This window comes from Methylobacterium oryzae, assembly GCF_036441375.1.
Taxonomy (GTDB): Bacteria; Pseudomonadota; Alphaproteobacteria; order Rhizobiales; family Beijerinckiaceae; genus Methylobacterium; species Methylobacterium oryzae_A.
In genome coordinates this window covers 620,246-641,690 of record NZ_MLCA01000001.1, presented here as the reverse complement: position 1 = coordinate 641,690, position 21,445 = coordinate 620,246, and the positions used below count along the sequence as shown (strand labels likewise).

Below are 21,445 nucleotides of genomic sequence, written 5' to 3'. Positions count from 1 at the left end.
GAAGACCGATGACGCCGCTCGAAATCCTCGGGACCGTGCTCCTGATCGTGCTGAAGAGCTTCGTGCTCCTCTCGGCGCTGCTCGTGTTCATCGCCTACGCGCTGCTCGCCGACCGGAAGATCTGGGCGGCGGTGCAGCTCCGCCGCGGCCCGAACGTGGTCGGGCCGTTCGGCCTGTTCCAGTCCTTCGCCGACCTGATCAAGTTCGTGATCAAGGAGCCGGTGATCCCGGCCGGCGCCAACAAGGCGATCTACCTGCTGGCGCCGCTCGTCTTCGCGATGCTCGCTCTGTCGAGCTGGGCGGTGATCCCGCTCGCCGACGGCTGGGCGATCGCCGACATCAACGTCGGCATCACCTACATCTTCGCGATCTCGTCGCTCGGCGTGTACGGCGTCATCATGGGCGGCTGGGCGTCGAACTCGAAATACGCCTTCCTCGGCGCGCTGCGCTCGGCGGCGCAGATGATCTCCTACGAGGTGTCGCTCGGCTTCGTGATCATCTGCGTGCTGCTCTGCGCCGGCTCGCTGAACCTCTCCCGCATCGTGATGGCGCAGGACACCAGCCTCGGCCTGTTCGGCTGGTACTGGCTGTGGCTGTTCCCGATGTTCGTGGTGTTCTTCGTCTCGGCGCTGGCCGAGACCAACCGCCCGCCCTTCGACCTGCCGGAGGCGGAGTCGGAGCTCGTGGCCGGCTACATGGTCGAGTATTCCTCGACGCCGTACCTGCTGTTCATGCTCGGCGAGTACGTCGCCATCATGAGCATGTGCGCCCTCGGGACCATCCTGTTCATGGGCGGCTGGCTGTCCCCGATCCCGTTCGCGCCCTTCACCTGGGTGCCGGGCGTGATCTGGTTCACCCTGAAGGCGAGCTTCCTGTTCTTCCTGTTCGCGATGGTGAAGTCCATCGTGCCCCGCTACCGCTACGATCAGCTCATGCGCCTCGGCTGGAAGGTCTTCCTGCCGATCTCGCTGGTCTCGGTCGTCGTCGTCGCCTTCGTGCTCAAGCTGACCGGCCTCGCGCCGGGCGCCTGAGCCTACCCTTCGCATCGGAGATCCGGGCATGAAGCTCGATCAGGTCGCCAAGAGCCTTCTCCTGAAGGAGTTCGTGTCGGGGATGATCCTCGGCATGCGCTACTTCTTCAAGCCGAAGGCCACGATCAACTACCCCTTCGAGATGGGCCATCGCGGCCCGCGCTTCCGGGGCGAGCACGCCCTGCGCCGCTATCCCAACGGCGAGGAGCGCTGCATCGCCTGCAAGCTCTGTGAGGCGATCTGCCCGGCGCAGGCGATCACCATCGAGGCGGGACCGCGCCGCAACGACGGTACCCGCCGCACGACGCGCTACGACATCGACATGGTGAAGTGCATCTACTGCGGCATGTGCCAGGAGGCCTGCCCGGTGGACGCCATCGTGGAAGGGCCGAACTTCGAATTCTCGGTGGAGACCCGGGAAGAGCTTCTCTACGACAAGCAGAAGCTCCTGCTGAACGGCGACCGCTGGGAGCGCGAGATCGCCCGCAACATCGCGATGGACGCGCCGTACCGCTGAGGCATCATTCCGAAAGGCGGCCGCCGGCTTTCGGAAGAAGATGATGCGAAAACAACGCTCTAGAGCACCGCACCGGTTCCCGTTTCCGGTGCGATCCTCTAGAGCCATGCCGGGGGCGCTGTTGTGCCCCCGCCGACCGGGTTCTATAGACGGCCCGCCCGCTGCGGACCGTCTCCACGCACGGCAGAAGGGGCCGCTCCGGCGGCCGATCCCGACCAGCGCATGACCGCAGCAGCCGCCTTCTTCTATCTGTTCGCGAGCATCACGGTCGCGTCGGGCTTCATGGTGATCGCCTCGCGCAATCCCGTCGCCTCGGTGCTGTTCCTGATCCTCGCCTTCGTGAACGCCGCCGGACTGTTCGTCCTGATGGGCGCCGAGTTCCTCGCGATGATCCTGGTGGTCGTCTACGTGGGCGCGGTCGCGGTGCTGTTCCTGTTCGTCGTGATGATGCTCGACGTGGACTTCGCCGAGCTGCGCCAGGGCTTCCAGCAGTACCTCCCGATCGGCGCACTGATCGGCGCGATCTTCCTGGTCGAGCTGCTGCTGGTCGTCGGCTCGTGGAGCATCGATCCGGGCCTCGTCCAGGCCCCGCTCGGCAACGTGGCGTCCGCCGAGAACCTCACGAACGCCCAGGCTCTGGGGCGGGTGATCTACACGGACTACGCCTACTTCTTCCAGCTCGCCGGCCTGATCCTGCTGGTCGCCATGATCGGCGCCATCGTGCTGACCCTGCGCGACCGGCCGGGCGTCAAGCGCCAGAACATCGCGGTCCAGAACGCCCGCACCCAGACGATGGCGGTGGAGACCCGGAAGGTCCCGTCGCGCCAGGGGGTCGAGGTCTGATGCGAGGTCTGATGAACGCCGGAGGAGTCGAACGATGATCGGCCTGAGCCACTACCTCACCGTCGCGGCGATCCTGTTCACGCTCGGCGTGCTCGGCATCTTCATCAACCGCAAGAACATCATCGTCATCCTGATGTCGGTCGAGCTGATCCTGCTCTCGGTCAACATCAACCTCGTCGCCTTCTCGACGCAGCTGAACGATATCACCGGACAGGTCTTCGCCCTGTTCGTGCTGACCGTCGCGGCCGCCGAATCGGCGATCGGCCTCGCCATCCTGGTGGTGTTCTTCCGCAACCGCGGCTCGATCGCGGTGGAGGACGTCAGCATGATGAAGGGCTAGGGCCTTCAACTTCGCGCGCCCCGAGTGACATCCGGACGCCGCCGCCTCGCGGCCGGCCCGGAGGACGGACTGCAAGAGAGCGATGTATCACGCGATCGTCTTCTTCCCGCTGATCGGCTTCCTGATCGCCGGCCTGTTCGGCCGGTACATCGGGGCGCGGGCCTGCGAGTACATCACCACGGCGTTCCTCGCCTTCACGGCGCTGATCGCCTGGGGCGTGTTCCTCGACGGCGGCCATGCCGAGCGGGTGCAGGTCGCGTCCTGGTTCTCGGCCGGAGACCTGCAGGTCGACTGGGCCTTCAAGGTCGACACCCTGACCCGGGTGATGCTCGTCGTCGTGACCACGGTCTCGACCCTCGTGCACCTCTACTCCGTGGGCTACATGGAAGAGGATCCGCACCGGCCGCGCTTCTTCGCCTACCTGTCGCTGTTCACCTTCGCCATGCTGATGCTGGTGACGGCCGACAACCTCGTGCAGATGTTCTTCGGCTGGGAGGGCGTCGGCCTCGCCTCCTACCTGCTGATCGGCTTCTGGTACGAGAAGCCCTCGGCCAACGCCGCCGCCATGAAGGCGTTCATCGTCAACCGCGTCGGCGATTTCGGCTTCTCGCTGGGCATCTTCCTGACCTTCGTGCTCACCGGCTCGGTGGCGTTCGACGCGATCTTCGGCAAGGTCGACGCGATCAAGACGCTGTCGTTCCACTTCCTCGGCTACGACTGGAACGCGCTGACGCTCGCCTGCCTGCTCCTGTTCATGGGCGCCATGGGCAAGTCGGCGCAGTTCCTGCTGCACACGTGGCTGCCGGACGCCATGGAGGGCCCGACCCCGGTCTCGGCGCTGATCCACGCCGCCACCATGGTCACCGCCGGCGTGTTCATGGTCGCCCGGCTGTCGCCGCTCTTCGAGGAGGCGCCGAACGCGCTGATCGTGGTGACGGTGATCGGCGGCATCACGGCCTTCTTCGCGGCCACGATCGGCCTCGTGCAGAACGACATCAAGCGGGTGATCGCCTACTCAACCTGCTCGCAGCTCGGCTACATGTTCGTGGCGCTCGGCGTCGGCGCCTACTCGGCCGGCGTGTTCCACCTGTTCACCCACGCCTTCTTCAAGGCGCTGCTGTTCCTCGGCGCCGGCTCGGTCATCCACGCGATGCACCACGAGCAGGATATGCGGAACATGGGCGGCCTGCGCCGCTACATCCCCTATACCAGCGCCATGATGGCGATCGGCTCCCTGGCGCTGATCGGCTTCCCCTACACGGCCGGCTACTACTCGAAGGACGCGATCATCGAGGCGGCCTACGCGTCGACCCGGCCCGGGCACACGCTCGCCTTCCTGTGCGTGGTCGTGGCCGCGTTCTTCACCTCGTTCTACTCCTGGCGCCTGTTCTTCATGACCTTCGAGGGTCCGGCCCGCTGGGGCGCGCACGCGGCGCACGACCATCACGACGCCCCGGCGGTGGCGCATTCCGCGATGGCGCACGAGGCCGACGGCGCCCCCGGGCACACCGAGGGCGTCGCCCACGACGACAAGGGCCACGACATCGAGCCGGCGCATAAGAGCGACCTCGTCGCCGACGACCATCACGGCCACGGCCATCACGGCGACCACACGCCCCACGAGAGCCCGCTGGTGATGACGGTCCCGCTGGCGATCCTCGCCTTCGGCGCGCTGTTCGCCGGGATCATCTTCCACAACCGCTTCATCGGCGAGGGGATGGACGCGTTCTGGGGCCACGCCCTGGCGCACGGGCCGAACAACCACATCATGCACGAGATCCACGAGGTCCCGGCGCTGGTCTCCTACTCGCCGCTGATCATGCTGATCCTCGGCTTCGTCCTGGCCTACTGGATGTATATCCGCCGGCCGGAGCTGCCGGCAGAACTCGCCGCGCAGCAGCCGTCGCTGTACCGGTTCCTGCTCAACAAGTGGTACTTCGACGAGATCTACGATCGGATCTTCGTCCGCCCGGCGAAGGATTTCGGCCTGTTCCTCTGGAAGCAGGGCGACGGCCGGATCATCGACGGGCTCGGGCCGAACGGCATCGCGGCGCGCGTCGTGGACGTGACCCGCGGGGTCGTGCGCCTCCAGACCGGCTACCTGTACCACTACGCCTTCGTCATGCTCATCGGCGTCGCCGGCCTGATCAGCTGGTACCTGATGTCCGGCCTGCCCAAGGGTGCTCACTGACATGCTCGGCCTCGGCATCCTCTCCGGCCTGCTGATCGTGCCGCTCTGCGGCGCGGCCTTCATCCTGACGCTGAGCGGCGACGAGGAATCGGTCGCGCGCAACAGCCGCTGGGCGGCGCTCGCCACCACGGTCGTCACCTTCCTCCTCTCGCTGGTGGCCTGGAGCCGCTACGACGCCGCCTCGTCGAGCTTCCAGCTGGTCGAGAGCCACGCGTGGCTCACCGAGACGATCCGGTTCAAGCTGGGCGTCGACGGCTTCTCGATGCCGCTGATCCTGCTGACCACGTTCCTGATGCCGTTCTGCATCGGCGCCTCCTGGCACTCGATCCACTTCCGGGTGAAGGAGTACTTCGTCGCCTTCCTCGTCCTCGAGACGACGATGATCGGCGTCTTCGCCTCGCTCGACCTGCTGCTGTTCTACCTGTTCTTCGAGGCCGGCCTGATCCCGATGTTCCTGATCATCGGCATCTGGGGCGGGCAGCGCCGGATCTACGCGAGCTTCAAGTTCTTCCTCTACACCCTACTCGGCTCGGTGCTGATGCTGCTCGCCGTCATGGCGATGTACTGGCAGGCCGGCACGACCGACATCCCCACCCTGCTGCAGACCCGCTTCCCGGTGCAGATTCAGACCTGGTTGTGGCTGGCCTTCTTCGCCTCGTTCGCGGTGAAGATGCCGATGTGGCCGGTCCATACCTGGCTGCCCGACGCCCACGTGGAGGCGCCGACGGCCGGCTCGGTGATCCTGGCGGGCATCCTCCTGAAGATGGGCGGCTACGGCTTCATCCGGATCTCGCTGCCGATGCTGCCGGTGGCGAGCCAGGAATTCGCACCCTTCGTCTTCGCGCTCTCGGTGATCGCGATCATCTTCACGTCGCTCACCGCGATGATGCAGACCGATATCAAGAAGCTGATCGCCTACTCGTCGGTGGCCCATATGGGCTTCGTGACGCTCGGCCTGTTCACGCTGAACGAGCAGGGCATCCAGGGCGCGCTGTTCCTGATGATCTCCCACGGCATCGTGTCGGGCGCGCTCTTCCTCTGCGTCGGCGTGGTCTACGACCGGATGCACACCCGCGAGATCGCGGCCTATGGCGGCCTCGTGAAGCGGATGCCGCTCTACGCCGTCGCCATGCTGATCTTCACCATGGCCAACGTTGGCCTGCCCGGCACCTCCGGCTTCGTCGGCGAGTTCCTGGCGATGCTCGGTGCCTTCAAGGCGAACCCGAACGTCGCCTTCTTCTCGACCTTCGGCATCATCCTGTCGGCGGCCTACGCCCTGTGGCTCTACGCGCGGGTGATCTACGGCAAGCTGGAGAAGCCCAATCTCCAGGGCATCCTCGACCTGGACCTCCGCGAGAAGATCATCCTGGCGCCGCTGGTGGTGCTGACCATCTACTACGGCGTGCATCCGGCCCCGGTGCTCGACGTGTTCGCGCCCTCGACCGACGCGCTGATGGCGAGCATCAAGACCGCGCTCTCGAACACCCAGACGGCCGCCGCGGCGCTGCCGATCCCGCGCTGAGGCGGACACCATGACCAATGTCCACTCCGTCCTGCCCTCGCTGGCGCCGCTCCTGCCCGAGCTGATCCTCGGCATCGGCGTCATGGTCCTGATCCTCTACGGCGCGTGGCGCGGCGATCGCTCCGCCGAGACCGTCAGCGTCGGCGCCCTGGTCCTGCTCCTCGTCGCCCTGTCGGTGGTGATCTCCCAGCCGGTTCACGGCCGGGTCACGACCCTGTCGGGAGCGTTCGTGTCGGACGCCTTCTCCAAGGTGATGAAGTCGCTGGTGCTGCTCGGCTCCTCGGCGACGATCCTGCTGGCGCACGACTTCTTCAAGCGCGAGCGCATCGACCGGTTCGAGTTCCCGGTGCTGATCGTGCTCTGCACCATCGGCATGATGGTCATGGTCTCGGCCAACGACCTGATCGCGCTCTATCTCGGCCTGGAGCTGCAGTCGCTCGCCGCCTACGTGATCGCGGCGTTCCACCGCGACGACGTGAAGTCCACCGAGGCCGGCCTCAAGTACTTCGTGCTCGGCGCGCTCTCGTCCGGCATGCTGCTCTACGGCGCCTCGCTGGTCTACGGCTTCACCGGCACGGTCTCGTTCCCCGGCATCGTCTCGGCGCTGAACGAGAATGCCGGCTTCGGCATCGTGCTCGGCATCGTGTTCCTGGCGGCCGGCGTGTGCTTCAAGCTGGCGGCCGTGCCGTTCCACATGTGGACGCCCGACGTCTACGAGGGCTCGCCGACACCGGTGACGGCCTTCTTCGCCTCGGCGCCCAAGATGGCCGCCGTGGCGATGACCGTCCGGGTGTTCATCGGCGCGATGCCGGACGTGACGGCGATCTGGCAGCAGATCTTCATTTTCGTCTCGGTGGTGTCGATGGCGCTCGGCTCGTTCGCGGCGATCGGCCAGACCTCGATCAAGCGCCTGATGGCGTACTCGTCGATCGCCAATATCGGCTACGCGCTGATCGGGCTCGCCTGCGGCTCGGAGGAGGGGATCAGCGGGCTCGTCACCTACATGATCATCTACCTCGCGATGACGCTCGGCACCTTCGCGATCATCCTGTCGCTCCGGCGCCGGGACGTGATGTTCGAGAAGATCGAGGACCTGTCGGGCCTGTCGCGCACGCATCCGTGGCTGGCCTTCTGCCTCGCCGCGATGATGTTCTCGCTGGCCGGCATCCCGCCGCTCGCCGGGTTCTTCGCGAAGTTCTACGTCTTCGCCGCGGCCATCAAGGCGGGCCTCGTGACGCTGGCGGTGATCGGCGTCGTGACCAGCGTGGTCGGTGCCTACTACTACCTGCGCGTCGTGCGGATCATGTACTTCGACGAGCCGAAGGAGCCCTACGAGGCGATGGCTCCGGGGCTGCGCGTCGTGCTCGCCCTGTCGAGCGTCGTGGTGGTTCTGTTCTTCCTGCTGCCCGGGCCGCTGGTCGGTGCCGCCGGCCGGGCCGCCAAGTCGCTGTTCTAGGACGGCCTTGAGCTACCGACTCGGGCCCGCGGCGCGCGCCGAGGGCCACCGCCTGCACGTCCACGACACCCTCGGCTCCACCAACACGGAAGCCATGGCGCAGGCGCGCGCGGGCGAGACCGGACCGCTCTGGGTGGCGACGCACCGCCAGGAGGCGGGCCGCGGCCGCCGCGGCAACAGCTGGGCGTCGCTGCCCGGGAACCTCGCGGCGAGCGTGCTCTGGCCGGTCGCCGGGGTCGCGCCGGACCACCTGGCCGAACTCGGCTTCGTGGCCGGCCTCGCCCTGATCGAGGCGCTCGAGGCCGCCTGCGGCACCCTGCCGGATACTGGATCCGGCACCGGTGACCGATCTTTCCGGCTCAAGTGGCCGAACGACGTGCTGCTCGGCGGGGCGAAGCTCGCGGGCCTGCTCCTGGAGGCGGAGACGCTGCCCGGCGGCCGGCGCGCCGCCGTCGTCGGCTTCGGCGTCAACGTCGCGGCCGCGCCGGAGGGTCTCGGGGCCGCGAGCTTGGCGGCGGCGGGTTACGCGAGCGGCGCAGAGGCGCTACTGGAACATCTCTCGGACCGGATGGCCGCGCGGGCGCGCGCCTGGGACCGGGGACGGAATTTCGCTGACCTGCGCGCGGCTTGGCTCGCGCGGGCCGCGGGTCTCGGATCGGAGATCGCGGTGCACAGCGGCGGGCGCACCCTGCGGGGCGTGTTCGAGACGATCGACGAGGGGGGGCGGCTCGTGATCCTCGCCCCCGACGGGAACCGGCATACCGTGACGGCGGGCGAGGTGCATTTCGGATCGGCCGCGACGGCGGCCTGAGTTTGGACGACGACAGATGGTTAAGGGACAGGAGGAGCTGGTCTTCCTGCCGCTCGGCGGCGTGGGCGAGATCGGGATGAATGCGGCGCTCTACGGGTTCGGCCCGGAGAAGGGCCGGAAGTGGATCATGGTCGATTGCGGCATGGGTTTCGCCGGCGAGGAGCAGATGCCGGGCGTCGACCTGATGTTCCCCGACCTCTCCTTCATCGAGGAGCGGCGCAAGGACCTGCTGGGGATCTTCATCACCCACGCGCACGAGGACCATATCGGGGCGATCTCGGAACTGTGGCCCCGGCTCAAGGCGCCGGTCTACGCGACCCGCTTCGCGAAGAACCTGCTGGAGACCCGGCGCCTCTCGGAGCCCGGCGCCCCGAAGGTCGAGCTGCGCGAGGTGAAGCCCGGCCGACGCGTGACCGTCGGGCCGTTCGAGCTCGAATACGTGCCGGTCTCGCACTCCATCCCGGAATCGAACGCCATCGCCATCCGCACCGCGGCGGGCCTCGTCCTCCACACCGGCGACTGGAAGATCGACCCGACCCCGGTGGCCGGCTCGGTCACGTCGCCGGAGGCGTTCACGGCGCTCGGTGACGAAGGGGTCCTCGCCATCGTCTGCGACTCGACCAACGTCGTGCGCGAGGGCTTCTCGCCGAGCGAGAAGACCGTCGCCGAGACGCTGAAGACGCTGATCGCGGACGCGCCGCACCGGGTCGCTGTGACGACCTTCGCGTCGAACGTGGCGCGCATCCGCGCGGTCGCCGAGGCCGCCGCCGCCTGTGGGCGCGAGGTCATCGCGGTCGGCCGCGCCATGGACCGGGTGATCGACGTCGCCCGCGAGTGCGGCTACCTCGACGGGCTGCCCGAGTTCCGCCGCTCGGATTCGTGGAAGAGCCTGCCGCGGGAGCGCGTCGTCGCCCTGCTCACCGGCTCCCAGGGCGAGCCCCGCGCGGCCCTCGCCCGCGTCTCCCGCCGCGACCACCCGGATATCAGCCTCACCGCCGGCGACCAGGTGATCTTCTCCTCGCGCGCCATCCCGGGCAACGAGCGCGATGTCGGCTCGATCATCAACGACCTGATCGAGCAGGGCGTCGAGGTGATCACCGACCGCACCGACCTCGTCCACGTCTCCGGCCACCCGCGCCGGGACGAGATGGTCGAGATGTACCGGTGGACCCGCCCCGGCACCGCGGTCCCGGTCCACGGCGAGGCGCTGCACCTCGACGAGCATGCCCGCTTCGCCCGGGCGCAGGGCGTGCAGAACGTGGTCAAGGCCCGCAACGGCAGCCTGATCCGCCTGAGCCCCGGCAGGCCCGAGGTGATCGACCACGTGAAGTCCGGCCGCCTGTTCAAGGACGGCGACGTCCTGATCGACGAGAAGGACCGGGCGATCCCGGAGCGGCGCAAGCTGATGCAGGCCGGCCTGGTCTCGGTGGCGATCGCCATCGACGAGGACGGCGTCGTGCTCGGCGAGCCGGCGGTGGACATCATCGGCCTGCCGAACCGCGGCCGGTCCGGCGAGCCGCTGATCGAGACCGTGGTGGACGCGGTGTCCCGGACCCTGTCGGGAATGTCGCGGGGCAAACTCAAGGACTCGGAGAGCGTCGAGAAGACGGTCGACCGGGCCGTCCGCACCGCGGTCAACGAGGTGTGGGGCAAGAAGCCGGCCTGCCACGTGCAGGTGGTGGAGGTGTGATCTTGGCGGCCGATCCCGGGGCGCTGTAATCTACGGGGTCTCGAGGCAGCCGGGTTTGCTGATCGGCAGCCGGATACGGCGCAAACCCCCTCTCCCGCACGGGAGAGGGGGCAGGTCGCTCGAGGCGCGCCGGTCGAGTCTGACCTGACAACCGATGGAGCTCCCGGACAGGGAGCCAGCACGCTGGGGAGGAAACAACATGATCGGCCGTCTCAACCACGTGGCCATCGCGGTGCAGGATCTCGACGCCGCCTGCGCGGTCTACCGCGACACGCTGGGCGCCAAGATCACCGCGCCCCTGCCGCAGCCCGAGCACGGCGTCACGGTCGTGTTCGTCGAGCTGCCGAACAGCAAGATCGAGCTGATGGCCCCTCTCGGCGAGGGCTCGCCGATCGAGGCCTTCGTGGCCCGCAACCCGGGCGGCGGCATCCACCACGTCTGCTACGAGGTCGACGACATCCTGGCCGCCCGCGACAGGCTCAAGGCGCAGGGCGCCCGGGTGCTCGGCACCGGCGAGCCGCGGATCGGCGCCCACGGCAAGCCGGTCCTGTTCCTCCACCCCAAGGACTTCCTGGGCACCCTGGTCGAGCTGGAGCAGGTGTGAGCCGGATGATGACCAGGCTGGCCCGCTCGACGCCGACGACGCTGGCCGTCATCGGCGTGCTGATCGCCGCGTTCGTGGCCGCGGCGGTGGGTCTGTTCAAGCTGACGGTGGGCGGCGCGATCGCCCTCTACTTCGTGGTCTGGTGGACGCTGCTCTTCGCGGTCCTGCCGCTGCGGAACCAGCCGGAGACGCGGCCCAGCCACGTGGTGCCGGGCCAGGATCCCGGCGCGCCGGCGGCGCCGCGGCTGCGCGAGAAGGCCATCTGGACGACGCTGGTCGCGGGCTTTGCCTTCCTGATCGCCCTGGCGGTGTTCCCGCTGACCGGGCTGTAGGACGACCGAGAGCAGTGATCCGGAAGGCGTCGCGGTCTGCGCGTCTCGCGATCGAGCCGTCGGATGGGCGTAGGCCCATCGCGCGGGCGACACGGCCGCGCTGCGCGGATCCAAGAATAAAAAAAGCAAGGCCCGAGGCCTTGCTTTCAAGCTTCAGTGGCTCGACCTTGAAATATCCCTCGCATTGACTGCGGGGCGGTCGCTTTTCCTCCCGAGACTCGGACCTTGCGCCACCTCTTCCGGGCGTCGCAAACATCGCCGGACGCTTATAGGAACAACAATTCGTGTTGTCACCGGGTCTGCGAGAAAAATCTGCGCTTTCTTGCCTGCAAATGGGCATACCGCTTTTCGCCTAGGCAGCGGCCCCGTCGCGTGCGGGCCGCCGCCGCCGGTTCGCCGCGATTACGCCCTCCCGTTGTCGCGCAGTGCTTGTAATTTGCGTCTCCGGCGTGTTGTGTGCCGGCGCGCCGCGGCTCCTCCCGGCCGATCCTCTTCCAAGACTCTGACGACATGCGTCTCTCTCGCTACTTCATGCCGACCTTGCGCGAGACGCCCAAGGAAGCCGAGATCGTCTCGCACCGGCTGATGCTGCGTGCCGGCCTGGTTCGCCAGGAAGCGGCCGGCATCTACGCGTGGTTGCCGCTCGGCCTGCGGGTGCTGGAGCGCGTCTGCGCGGTGATCCGGCGGGAGCAGGACCGGGCCGGCGCCATCGAGATCCTGATGCCGACGGTGCAGTCCGCCGAGCTGTGGCGGGAATCCGGCCGCTACGACGCCTACGGCAAGGAGATGCTGCGCCTGAAGGACCGGCACGAGCGCGAGATGCTCTACGGCCCCACCGCCGAGGAGATGGTCACCGAGATCTTCCGGGCGAGCGTGCGCTCCTACAAGGACCTGCCCAAGAACCTCTACCAGATCTCGTGGAAGTTCCGCGACGAGGTGCGGCCGCGCTTCGGCACGATGCGTTCCCGCGAGTTCCTGATGAAGGACGCCTACTCGTTCGACTTCGACCAGGCCGGCGCACGCCACGCCTACAACCGGATGTTCGTGGCGTATCTGCGTACCTTCGCGGGTCTCGGGCTCAAGGCAATCCCGATGCGCGCCGATACCGGCCCGATCGGCGGCGACCTCTCCCACGAGTTCATCATCCTGGCCAAGACGGGCGAGAGCGAGGTCTTCTGCGACAAGGCCTATCTCGACTTCGACATCCCGCCAGCGACCGTCGATTTCGACGACGTCGCCGCCCTCCAGGGCATCGTCGATGCCTGGACCTCGCACTACGCGGCCACCGAGGAGATGCACGAGCCGGCGGCCTTCGCGGAGGTGCCGGAGGACAGCCGCATGGCCGCCCGCGGCATCGAGGTCGGGCACATCTTCTATTTCGGCACGAAGTATTCCGAGCCGATGGGCGCGAAGGTTGCCGGCCCGGACGGGATCGAGCGACCGGTCCATATGGGTTCCTACGGGATCGGGCCGAGCCGTCTGGTGGCGGCGATCATCGAGGCCAGCCACGACGAGGCCGGCATCATCTGGCCGGATGCCGTCGCACCCTTCGACGTCGCGCTTATCAACCTCAAGGTCGGCGATGCCGCCACTGACGCCGCCTGCGCGCAGATCCAGTCCGATCTTGAGACCGCCGGCCTGTCGGTGCTCTACGACGACCGCGACGAGCGCCCCGGTGCGAAGTTCGCCACCGCCGACCTGATCGGCCTGCCCTGGCAGGTGATCGTCGGGCCGAAGGGTCTGGCGGAGGGCAAGGTCGAGCTGAAGCGGCGTGCCGGCGGCGAGCGCGAGAGCCTCGCGACCGTCGATCTGCTGGCACGCATCCGGCGCGTCTGAGGCGTGCCGATGGCGGCATCAGCGGCGCTGGACCGGGTCCGGACCTTCGCGGCCTCGTTCACGGCCTCGTTCCGCCAGGGCACCGCGCCCTTCGCGCCGTTCGAGTGGATCCTCGCCGGCCGCTACCTGCGTGCCCGGCGCCGGGGCGGCGGCGTCTCCGTGGTGGCGTTCTTCTCGGTGCTCGGCATCGCGCTCGGCGTCGCCACGCTGATCATCGTCCTGTCGGTGATGAACGGCTTCCGGGCGGAGCTGTTGTCGAAGATCGTCGGCATCAACGGGCACCTGTTCGCGACGCCCATCGATCGCCCGTTCAACGACTGGACCGACCTGTCGGACCGCCTGTCGAAGGTGGCGGGCGTGCGCGCGGCGGTGCCGCTGGTCGAGGGCCAGGCCTTCGCCTCGTCGCAATATGGTGGCTCGGGGGTGATCATCCGCGGCGTGCGGGCGGCCGACCTCGACGCCCTGGCGGCGGTCTCGTCCTCGATCCGCGGCGGCACGCTCGAAGGCTTCGACGACGGCACCGGCGTGCTGATCGGCCGGCGACTCGCCGACACGCTGGGCTTGCAGGCCGGCGACACGATCACGCTGGTCACGCCCAAGGGCTCGTCCACGCCCTTCGGGACGGCGCCGCGCACCAAGAGCTACACGGTCAAGGCGGTCTTCGAGGTCGGCATGACCGAGTTCGACCAGACCTTCGTGTTCATGCCGCTCGCCGAGGCGCAGGCCTTCTTCAACAAGGACGGCGACGTCAGCATGATCGAGATCTACGTCGACGATCCCGACCATGTCGGCGACATGCGCGAGCCCCTGGAGATGGCGGCCGAGCGCCCGATCCTGCTCACCGACTGGCGCCAGCGCAACCGGACCTTCTTCGGGGCCCTGGAGGTCGAGCGGAACGTGATGTTCCTAATCCTCAGCCTGATCGTCGTGGTGGCGACGCTCAACATCGTCTCCGGCCTGATCCTGCTGGTGCGCGACAAGTCGAGCGACATCGCGATCCTGCGCACGATGGGGGCGACGCCGGGCACGATCATGCGGGTGTTCCTGATCAACGGCGCGCTGATCGGCGTCGTCGGGACGCTCAGCGGGCTGGGGCTCGGCATCCTGATCACCCTCAACATCAAGCCGATCCAGCACGTGCTGTTTCCGGGCGCCTGGGACCCGACCGTACGGTTCCTCGCCGAGATCCCGGCCCAGATGAACCCGAAGGAGATCACCGCCGTGGTGATCACCTCCCTGCTGCTGTCGCTCGCGGCGACGCTGTATCCCTCCTGGCGCGCCGCCCGGCTCGATCCGGTGCAGGCCCTCCGCTACGGCTGACGGGCCGCACCCGATGAGCGATTCGAGCCAGACCGCCGGCGACCAGCCGGTGCCGGCCCTGTTCTTCTCCCGCGTCGAGCGGCGCTACGCCCAGGCCGAGGGCGCCCTTGAGATCCTGCGCGGCGCCGACCTCGCGATCTGGCCGGGGGAGCTGGTGGCGCTGGTGGCGCCGTCGGGCGCCGGCAAGTCGACGCTGCTGCACCTCGCCGGCCTCCTGGAGCGGCCCGACGGGGGCGAGATCTATATCGGCGGCCATCCGACCGCGGCGATGGCGGATGCCGAGCGCACCCGCCTGCGGCGCGAGGAGATGGGCTTCGTCTACCAGTTCCACCATCTCCTACCGGAATTCTCCGCGCTGGAGAACGTGGTGATGCCCCAGCTCATCCGCGGCCTGAAGCGCCCGGAGGCGAAGGCCCGCGCCACGGAGCTCCTGAGCTTCCTGGGCCTCAAGGAGCGGCTGCCGCACCGTCCCGCGGAGCTGTCGGGCGGCGAGCAGCAGCGCGTCGCCATCGCCCGGGCGGTGGCCAACGGACCGCGCCTCCTGCTCGCCGACGAGCCGACCGGCAACCTCGATCCCGGGACGGCGGGACACGTCTTCTCGGTCCTGATGGCGCTGGTCCGGGCCTCGGGCCTCGCCGCCCTGGTCGCGACCCACAACCTGGAGCTGGCCGCCCGCATGGATCGGCGGGTGACCATCCGGGACGGGCTGATCACGCAGCTCGACTGAGCCGGCATCCCACCCGGGCGATCGTCCCGTGCGCCGGCGCAGCGACGGCACGGGCCCTCGACACCGCGGCGCACCTTCCACGCGGCACGGGACGCGTCACGGCAGGCGCCCCGCCGAAGCCTCGGACCCGCGGTGTTCGATCAACCACAAGGCGCACGGATTCGCGGCGGCGCCGGGACCGGTCCGTGGGCTCACGAGCCCGAAAGTGCACGCGATTTTTAATCCGTCGCGCCGCGTGCGGCGCGTCACGTCGCGGAAGACGCCGGCCCCCTATCTTACGATCACGCAAGACAAAACAGAGCCGAACAACCGGCCTGTACTGCGTGATCTCTGGAGCCTTACCATGAAGACCCGCATCGCCGCCGCCGTCACCGCACTTGTCCTTGGCGTCGCTCCGATCTCGTCCGCTATGGCGGCGAACGGCGCCCGCTGGACAGGCTTCGCCCCCTACGAGGTCGAGACCACGGGCTCGCTGGGCCTCGGGGTCCACGACAATCCCAACTATGTCGGCTGCCCGCTGAGCTCGGCGGCCGAGGGCAACGCCGATCAGCAGACCCGGCCGGTGAAGCAGTACGGCCAGACCGCCGGCGGTTACCGCTGCTGATCCGACGGGAGGACGGATGAAGCTGAAGGCTCTCTCCTACGTCATGATCGGCGCCTTCGTGAGCGGCCTGCTCATGACCTTCGTCGGTTCGGCCACCACGTTGTTGGGCCAGTGAGCGGAGGCGCCGCCCCTTACCGGGCGGCGCCTCCCGCGTTCGCGCCGCCGCGCGACCGGTGCGGTCAGGAGGCGGCGGACGGGCCGGAACCGGCCTCGGCGGTCGTCAGCCGCTCCACGTAATCGCAGGCGTCGAGGATTGCGTCGGGTCCCCCCGCCATCCGCGCCCGGGCCGCCGTGCAGGCCCGCGCCACCGCGGGGTCGGTGAGGAGCCGCCCGAGCACGCGCGCCGCCCGCGCGGGCCGGAAGGCGCGGCGGCTCAGGGTGGCGCCCAGATCGCGATCCTTCAGCCGCCGCCCCTCGTCGAAATGGTCGAAGGCCACGGGCACCACGAGTTGCGGGACGCCCGCGGCCAGCGCCTGCGCGACCGTGCCGACGCCGCCGTGATGGACCAGCGCCGCGCTGCGCGGCAGCAGCGCGCTCAGGGGCGCGTAGGGCAGGTGGATGATCCCGGCGGGCAGCGGCTTCGGGACCTGTCCGCCCTGAGGGGCGAGCAGGACGCCGCGCCGGCCCATGCGCCGGCACAGCCGCACCGCGGTGTCGAAGAAGCCGGCCCCCTGGCGCATGGCCGAGCCGTAGGTGAACACGATCGGCGGGTCGCCCGCGTCGAGGAACGCCTCCAGCTCCGGCGGCATGGCCGCCACGTCGCCGAACCGGTCGACCAGCGGGAAGCCGAGCTGCACCGCCTGGCCCGGCCAGTCGGCCTGCGGCTCCGCGTACCAGTCGGGGAACATGAGGAGCATGCCGGTCGGGCTGTTCCACCAGTGCCGCAGCCGGTAGACCGGATCGAGGCCGAGGCGCGCCCGCAGGGCGTTCAGCGGCGGCAGGGCGAACGGGCCGACCGCCACCTTGTCGACGCCGAGATTCACGTAGGCCCGCAGGGAGGCCGGCAGGAAGCGCGGCAGCGGCAGGCCTGGCAGGCGCGGCGGATCGTACCGGCTCTCGATCAGGAACGGCATGACGTGCAGCGTCGCGGTCGGCAGATCGTAGAGATCCTGCGCGAGCCGTGCCCCCCACCCCAGCGGCGAGGCGATCACCCGCAGGTCCACCCCCCGGGCGCGGGTCGCGCCGAGCCACAGGCAGGCCGGCTCGGCCACCTGCAGGGCGTAATCGAACATCGGGCGGAAGCCCTGCTGCGGGTGCCACAGGTCCGGCTGGCGGATCACCGCCTCGTAATCCGCCACCGTGCCCAGGGGCTCGAAGGCGAGGCCGGCCCGGCGGGCCATCGCCTCGAACGGGGCCGGGGCCGCCAGCGAGACGCCGTGGCCGCGCTTCAGGAGCTCGTGCCCCAGCGCGATGAACGGCAGCACATCGCCATGTGTGCCGACGGCCACGAGGGCGACGTCGAACCGTTCGACCGTCCGGTGCGCGGGAATGGCTTGCTCCTTCGAACCCCCCAGCCGGTGACGAGCTCGTCTCGAAGGCGGGGGCATGCCAGCCCGCCCGATCCGCATCAAGACACTTTTTACCCTGTCGAAGAAACGGCGCCGGCCTGTGACCCGCGGGCCCTTCCAATAGAACAAAACATGAACATACTAGGGCCGGAACACAGGAGGCAGGTCGATGCTGAAGCGGATGGTCCTGACCGGAATGGTCGAGTTCATGGCGTTCGGGCTGTTGTTCGCGGCTTTCGGTGCCTGGGCGATAGCCTTGGCACCGGTTCGTTAGCCGGTTTTTTCCGAAGGCCGCCCGGTTCCCGCCGCGGACGGGTTATGCACAGGCGATCGGCCCCGGGAGACCGATTGTCCACAGGTCCGGGCCGAACTGGTGCTTCCAGGGCACGACCGGTGGATATCGTCGTCCGGAGGCACGGCACACGTCGACTTGAAGCCGGCGAGCGGGGATGCTGCCCGACCCCGGAACAAGGTCGGCCATGCCACGCCAGCTCAAGGAGGTCGGATTCGTCCACCTCCACGTCCACTCGTCCTATTCCCTCCTCGAAGGGGCGCTGAAGGTCGGCTCCCTGATCAAGGCGGCGGTGGCCGACCGGCAGCCGGCGCTGGCCCTGACCGACACCAACAACCTGTTCGGCGCGCTGGAATTCTCCGAGAAGGCGGCCGGGGAGGGCGTCCAGCCGATCGCCGGCGTGCAGCTCTCGGTGGCGTTCGAGGCCGCCGACCCGCACCAGCGCCAGGCGCCGACGAGCCACGGCATCGTGCTGCTCGCCCAGGACGAGACCGGCTACGCCAACCTGCTGCGGCTGGCGAGCCGCGCCTATTTCGACACGGCGCTCGGCGAGGCACCGCGCCTGGAGGCCGGTGCTCTCGCCGGCGCCTCGGACGGGCTGATCGCGCTCACCGGCGGGACGGCGGGCCCCCTCGACGCGGCCTTCCGCGCGGGCCGGCCAGAACTCGCCCTCAACCGTCTCAAGCGCCTGAAGGAGACCTTCGGCGAGGACCGGCTCTACGTCGAGATCCAGCGCCACGGCCAGCCCGAGGAGGGGCGGATCGAGACCGCGCTCCTCGACCTCGCCGGCCGCCACGGACTCGGGATCGTGGCGACCAACGAGCCCTACTTCGCCAAGCCCGACGATTACGACGCGCACGACGCGCTGCTCGCCATCGCGGAGGGCCGCATCGTCTCGGACGAGCGCCGCCGCCGGGTGACGCCGAGCCACGCCTTCAAGACCCGCGCCGAGATGGCCGAGCTGTTCCGCGACCTGCCGGACGCGCTCCAGGCCACGGTCGAGATCGCCATGCGCTGCGCCGTCCGGGCGCGGACCCGCAAGCCGATCCTGCCGAATTTCGGCGCCGTGGCGGCGGGCGCGACGCCCCCCATGGCGGATGCCCTGGCGGAGGGGTCGGGGTCCGGCGTGCAGGCGGTCTCGGCCGACGAGCCGACCGAGCTGCGCCGGCAGGCCGAGGCCGGGCTGGATCTGCGCCTGAAGCAGCACGGCACGGCGCCGGGCTTCTCCGAGGAGGATTACCGCAAGCGCCTCGCCTTCGAGCTCGACGTCATCGTCAAGATGAAGTTCCCGGGCTACTTCCTGATCGTCTCGGACTTCATCAAGTGGGCCAAGGACCACGACATCCCGGTGGGTCCGGGCCGCGGCTCCGGCGCGGGCTCGCTGGTGGCGTGGTCGCTGCTGATCACCGATCTCGACCCGCTCCGTTTCGGCCTGCTGTTCGAGCGCTTCCTCAACCCCGAGCGCGTCTCGATGCCGGATTTCGACATCGACTTCTGCGTCGAGGGCCGCGAGCGGGTGATCCGCTACGTGCAGCAGCGCTACGGCGAGGGGCAGGTCGGGCAGATCATCACCTTCGGCACGCTGCTCGCCCGCGGCGTGCTGCGCGACGTCGGCCGCGTCCTGGAGATGCCCTACGGGCAGGTCGACAAGCTGACCAAGCTGGTGCCGCAGAACCCGGCCAACCCCGTGACCCTCGCCCAGGCGATCGAGGGCGAGCCCAAGCTCCAGCAGGCCATGGAGGAGGAGCCGATCGTCGGCCGCCTCATCGACATCTCGAAGAAGCTCGAAGGCCTGCACCGCCACGCCTCGACCCACGCGGCCGGCGTGGTGATCGGCGATCGGCCGCTCGAGGAGCTGGTCCCGCTCTACCGAGACCCGAAGACCGGCATGCGGGTCACCCAGTTCAACATGAAGTGGGTCGAGCAGGCGGGGCTCGTGAAGTTCGACTTCCTGGGCCTCAAGACCCTGACCATGCTGCGCTGCTGCACGGACCTCCTGAAGCAGCGCGACATCCACATCGACCTCGGCTCGCTGCCGCTCGACGACCCGAACACCTACGGGCCGATGGGCCGGGGCGAGACGGTCGGCGTGTTCCAGGTGGAATCGGCCGGCATGCGCAAGGCGCTCTGCGAGATGCAGGCGGACCGGCTGGAGGACATCATCGCCCTGGTGGCGCTCTACCGGCCGGGCCCGATGGCCAACATCCCGGTCTATTGCGAGCGCAAGCTCGGCCGCGACGCCGGCAACGAGGCGTCCTGGTACCCGGACCCGAAGCTGGAGCCGATGCTGAAGGAGACCTTCGGCATCATCGTCTACCAGGAACAGGTGATGGAGATCGCGAAGGTCCTGGCGGGCTACTCGCTCGGCGAGGCCGACATGCTCCGGCGCGCCATGGGCAAGAAGATCCGCGCCGAGATGGACGCGCAGCGCGACCGGTTCCTGAAGGGCTGCACCGAGCGCGGCCTGACCAAGGCCAAGGCCAACGAGATCTTCGACCTCTTGGCCAAGTTCGCCGATTACGGCTTCAACAAGAGCCACGCGGCGGCCTACGCGCTGCTGACCTACCAGACCGCCTACCTGAAGGCGAACTTCCCGGTCGAGTTCCTGGCCGCCGCCATGACCCTCGACATCGACAACACCGACAAGATCGCCGAATTCCGCCAGGACGCGCAGCGCCTGAAGATCACGGTCGAGCCGCCCTCGATCAACACCTCCGGCGAGGTGTTCGAGGTGCGCGACGGCAAGATCTTCTACGCGCTCGCCGCCATCAAGGGCGTCGGCCGCGAGGCGGTGCGGGCGCTGGTGGAGGCGCGCGGCGACCGGCCGTTCAAGGACCTCGCCTGCCTCGCCCGCCGGCTGAACCCGCGGATGATCAACAAGCGCACCCTGGAGAGCCTCGTCCAGTCCGGGGCGCTCGACTGCATCGAGCCCGACCGGGCCCGGGCCTTCGCGGCGGTGGAGCCGATGATGAAGCTCGCCGCCAGCGCGGCGGAGGCCGCGTCCGCGGGCGTCACCGACATGTTCGGCGGCGTGGTGGCGGACGACGTCGCCCTGCGGATCCCGCCCCACGAGATCTGGCCCATGGCCGACACGCTGAAGCGCGAGTACGCGGCGATCGGGTTCTTCATCTCGGGCCACCCCCTCGACGAGTACGGCGACCTGCTCGACAAGCTGCGGGTGCAGAGCTGGACGGATTTCTGCCGCGCGGTGCGGGCCGGGACCTCGAGCGTCGGCCGCGTGGCGGCCTCGGTGCTCGACCGGGCGGAGCGGCGCACCAAGACCGGCAACAAGATGGGTATCGTCACGCTGTCGGACCGGACCGCGCATTTCGAGGCGATCATCTTCTCCGAGGGCCTGGGCCAGTACCGCGACATCCTCGAGCCGGGCCGCCCGCTGGTGCTCCAGCTCCAGGCGAACCTGGAGGGCGAGGACGTGCGCGCCCGCATCCTCACCGCGGAGCCCCTCGACCAGGCGGTGGCCCGCCACCAGAAGGGGATCCGGATCCATCTGAGCGACCCGCGCGGGGTCGCGCCGGTGCAGCAGCGGCTATCGATGCGCGGCGAGAGCGAGGTCTCGCTGATCCTCAAGCTCGACGGCGGCGAGCGCGAGGTGGAGATCCGGCTGCCGGGCAAGTTCCAGGCGAGCCCGGCACTCGCCGGCCAGCTCCGGACGGTGCCGGGGGTGGTGCAGGTGGAGGTGAGCTAGCCGGTCGCGGCGGAGGCCGCTCCGCCTCTCCGGGCGGGGTGGAACCGGGGAAGCCCGCCGGGCGGTCACGGCCTGTGCCGGCGTCGAGGGCGGGATTGCGGCGCGGAAGCCGGCT

At 69.0% G+C, this 21,445-nt stretch carries 17 protein-coding genes; 16 read left to right on the top strand and 1 reads right to left on the bottom strand.

The window, feature by feature from the left end; genetic code table 11:
- The first annotated feature begins 8 nt into the window (after positions 1 to 8).
- The 15 genes from nuoH (at position 9) to MOTC310_RS02920 (ending at position 15,824) form a co-directional block, all read left to right on the top strand.
- Positions 9 to 1,031: an NADH-quinone oxidoreductase subunit NuoH gene (gene nuoH / locus MOTC310_RS02990; RefSeq protein ID WP_331289631.1), complete on the top strand. Its 1,023-nt coding sequence runs from the start codon at positions 9 to 11 to the stop codon at positions 1,029 to 1,031.
- A 28-nt stretch (positions 1,032 to 1,059) separates the two neighbouring features.
- Positions 1,060 to 1,548, top strand: coding sequence for an NADH-quinone oxidoreductase subunit NuoI (gene nuoI, locus MOTC310_RS02985; RefSeq protein WP_007560744.1), 489 nt, complete (start codon positions 1,060 to 1,062; stop codon positions 1,546 to 1,548).
- A 222-nt stretch (positions 1,549 to 1,770) separates the two neighbouring features.
- On the top strand, positions 1,771 to 2,391 hold the full coding sequence (locus MOTC310_RS02980) for an NADH-quinone oxidoreductase subunit J (RefSeq protein ID WP_331289632.1): 621 nt from the start codon (positions 1,771 to 1,773) through the stop codon (positions 2,389 to 2,391).
- Positions 2,392 to 2,425: 34 nt separating this feature from the next.
- Positions 2,426 to 2,731 carry an NADH-quinone oxidoreductase subunit NuoK gene (gene nuoK / locus MOTC310_RS02975; protein WP_010686008.1) on the top strand — a complete coding sequence of 102 codons (306 nt, stop codon included), beginning with the start codon at positions 2,426 to 2,428 and terminating at the stop codon, positions 2,729 to 2,731.
- 82 nt (positions 2,732 to 2,813) lie between these two features.
- Positions 2,814 to 4,922 carry an NADH-quinone oxidoreductase subunit L gene (gene nuoL / locus MOTC310_RS02970; protein WP_331300746.1) on the top strand — a complete coding sequence of 703 codons (2,109 nt, stop codon included), beginning with the start codon at positions 2,814 to 2,816 and terminating at the stop codon, positions 4,920 to 4,922.
- A 1-nt stretch (position 4,923) separates the two neighbouring features.
- Positions 4,924 to 6,444: an NADH-quinone oxidoreductase subunit M gene (locus MOTC310_RS02965; RefSeq protein WP_331300745.1), complete on the top strand. Its 1,521-nt coding sequence runs from the start codon at positions 4,924 to 4,926 to the stop codon at positions 6,442 to 6,444.
- Positions 6,445 to 6,454: 10 nt separating this feature from the next.
- A complete protein-coding gene (gene nuoN / locus MOTC310_RS02960; RefSeq protein WP_331300744.1) occupies positions 6,455 to 7,900 on the top strand; it encodes an NADH-quinone oxidoreductase subunit NuoN in 1,446 nt (481 codons plus the stop codon).
- Between the two features lie 7 nt (positions 7,901 to 7,907).
- Complete coding sequence (locus tag MOTC310_RS02955; protein WP_331300743.1) at positions 7,908 to 8,711, top strand: biotin--[acetyl-CoA-carboxylase] ligase; 804 nt, start codon at positions 7,908 to 7,910, stop codon at positions 8,709 to 8,711.
- Positions 8,712 to 8,727: 16 nt separating this feature from the next.
- Positions 8,728 to 10,401 carry a ribonuclease J gene (locus MOTC310_RS02950; RefSeq protein ID WP_331300742.1) on the top strand — a complete coding sequence of 558 codons (1,674 nt, stop codon included), beginning with the start codon at positions 8,728 to 8,730 and terminating at the stop codon, positions 10,399 to 10,401.
- A 199-nt stretch (positions 10,402 to 10,600) separates the two neighbouring features.
- On the top strand, positions 10,601 to 11,005 hold the full coding sequence (mce, locus tag MOTC310_RS02945; protein ID WP_331289638.1) for a methylmalonyl-CoA epimerase: 405 nt from the start codon (positions 10,601 to 10,603) through the stop codon (positions 11,003 to 11,005).
- A gap of 5 nt (positions 11,006 to 11,010) precedes the next feature.
- A complete protein-coding gene (locus tag MOTC310_RS02940) occupies positions 11,011 to 11,337 on the top strand; it encodes a DUF1467 family protein (protein ID WP_331300741.1) in 327 nt (108 codons plus the stop codon).
- A gap of 510 nt (positions 11,338 to 11,847) precedes the next feature.
- The gene (gene proS / locus MOTC310_RS02935) at positions 11,848 to 13,173 is read left to right on the top strand and encodes a proline--tRNA ligase (protein ID WP_331289640.1); all 1,326 of its coding nucleotides are present in this window, start codon (positions 11,848 to 11,850) and stop codon (positions 13,171 to 13,173) included.
- A 9-nt stretch (positions 13,174 to 13,182) separates the two neighbouring features.
- Positions 13,183 to 14,493 carry a lipoprotein-releasing ABC transporter permease subunit gene (locus MOTC310_RS02930; protein ID WP_331289641.1) on the top strand — a complete coding sequence of 437 codons (1,311 nt, stop codon included), beginning with the start codon at positions 13,183 to 13,185 and terminating at the stop codon, positions 14,491 to 14,493.
- A gap of 13 nt (positions 14,494 to 14,506) precedes the next feature.
- Complete coding sequence (locus tag MOTC310_RS02925) at positions 14,507 to 15,220, top strand: ABC transporter ATP-binding protein (protein ID WP_331289642.1); 714 nt, start codon at positions 14,507 to 14,509, stop codon at positions 15,218 to 15,220.
- 343 nt (positions 15,221 to 15,563) lie between these two features.
- Complete coding sequence (locus MOTC310_RS02920) at positions 15,564 to 15,824, top strand: hypothetical protein (RefSeq protein WP_331300740.1); 261 nt, start codon at positions 15,564 to 15,566, stop codon at positions 15,822 to 15,824.
- A 179-nt stretch (positions 15,825 to 16,003) separates the two neighbouring features.
- Here MOTC310_RS02920 and MOTC310_RS02915 read toward each other — a convergent pair whose 3' ends face one another.
- A complete protein-coding gene (locus MOTC310_RS02915; protein ID WP_331300739.1) occupies positions 16,004 to 17,272 on the bottom strand; it encodes a glycosyltransferase in 1,269 nt (422 codons plus the stop codon).
- Positions 17,273 to 17,811: 539 nt separating this feature from the next.
- Between MOTC310_RS02915 and dnaE the strand changes: the two genes are divergently transcribed.
- The gene (dnaE, locus tag MOTC310_RS02910; protein ID WP_331300738.1) at positions 17,812 to 21,330 is read left to right on the top strand and encodes a DNA polymerase III subunit alpha; all 3,519 of its coding nucleotides are present in this window, start codon (positions 17,812 to 17,814) and stop codon (positions 21,328 to 21,330) included.
- The last annotated feature ends 115 nt before the right edge of the window (positions 21,331 to 21,445 follow it).

Coding starts and splice junctions, on each gene's coding strand:
- nuoH (WP_331289631.1), top strand. CDS start 9: ATGACGCCGCTCGAAATCCTCGGGACCGTGCTCCTGATCGTGCTGAAG.
- nuoI (WP_007560744.1), top strand. CDS start 1,060: ATGAAGCTCGATCAGGTCGCCAAGAGCCTTCTCCTGAAGGAGTTCGTG.
- MOTC310_RS02980 (WP_331289632.1), top strand. CDS start 1,771: ATGACCGCAGCAGCCGCCTTCTTCTATCTGTTCGCGAGCATCACGGTC.
- nuoK (WP_010686008.1), top strand. CDS start 2,426: ATGATCGGCCTGAGCCACTACCTCACCGTCGCGGCGATCCTGTTCACG.
- nuoL (WP_331300746.1), top strand. CDS start 2,814: ATGTATCACGCGATCGTCTTCTTCCCGCTGATCGGCTTCCTGATCGCC.
- MOTC310_RS02965 (WP_331300745.1), top strand. CDS start 4,924: ATGCTCGGCCTCGGCATCCTCTCCGGCCTGCTGATCGTGCCGCTCTGC.
- nuoN (WP_331300744.1), top strand. CDS start 6,455: ATGACCAATGTCCACTCCGTCCTGCCCTCGCTGGCGCCGCTCCTGCCC.
- MOTC310_RS02950 (WP_331300742.1), top strand. CDS start 8,728: ATGGTTAAGGGACAGGAGGAGCTGGTCTTCCTGCCGCTCGGCGGCGTG.
- mce (WP_331289638.1), top strand. CDS start 10,601: ATGATCGGCCGTCTCAACCACGTGGCCATCGCGGTGCAGGATCTCGAC.
- MOTC310_RS02940 (WP_331300741.1), top strand. CDS start 11,011: ATGATGACCAGGCTGGCCCGCTCGACGCCGACGACGCTGGCCGTCATC.
- proS (WP_331289640.1), top strand. CDS start 11,848: ATGCGTCTCTCTCGCTACTTCATGCCGACCTTGCGCGAGACGCCCAAG.
- MOTC310_RS02930 (WP_331289641.1), top strand. CDS start 13,183: ATGGCGGCATCAGCGGCGCTGGACCGGGTCCGGACCTTCGCGGCCTCG.
- MOTC310_RS02925 (WP_331289642.1), top strand. CDS start 14,507: ATGAGCGATTCGAGCCAGACCGCCGGCGACCAGCCGGTGCCGGCCCTG.
- MOTC310_RS02920 (WP_331300740.1), top strand. CDS start 15,564: ATGAAGACCCGCATCGCCGCCGCCGTCACCGCACTTGTCCTTGGCGTC.
- dnaE (WP_331300738.1), top strand. CDS start 17,812: ATGCCACGCCAGCTCAAGGAGGTCGGATTCGTCCACCTCCACGTCCAC.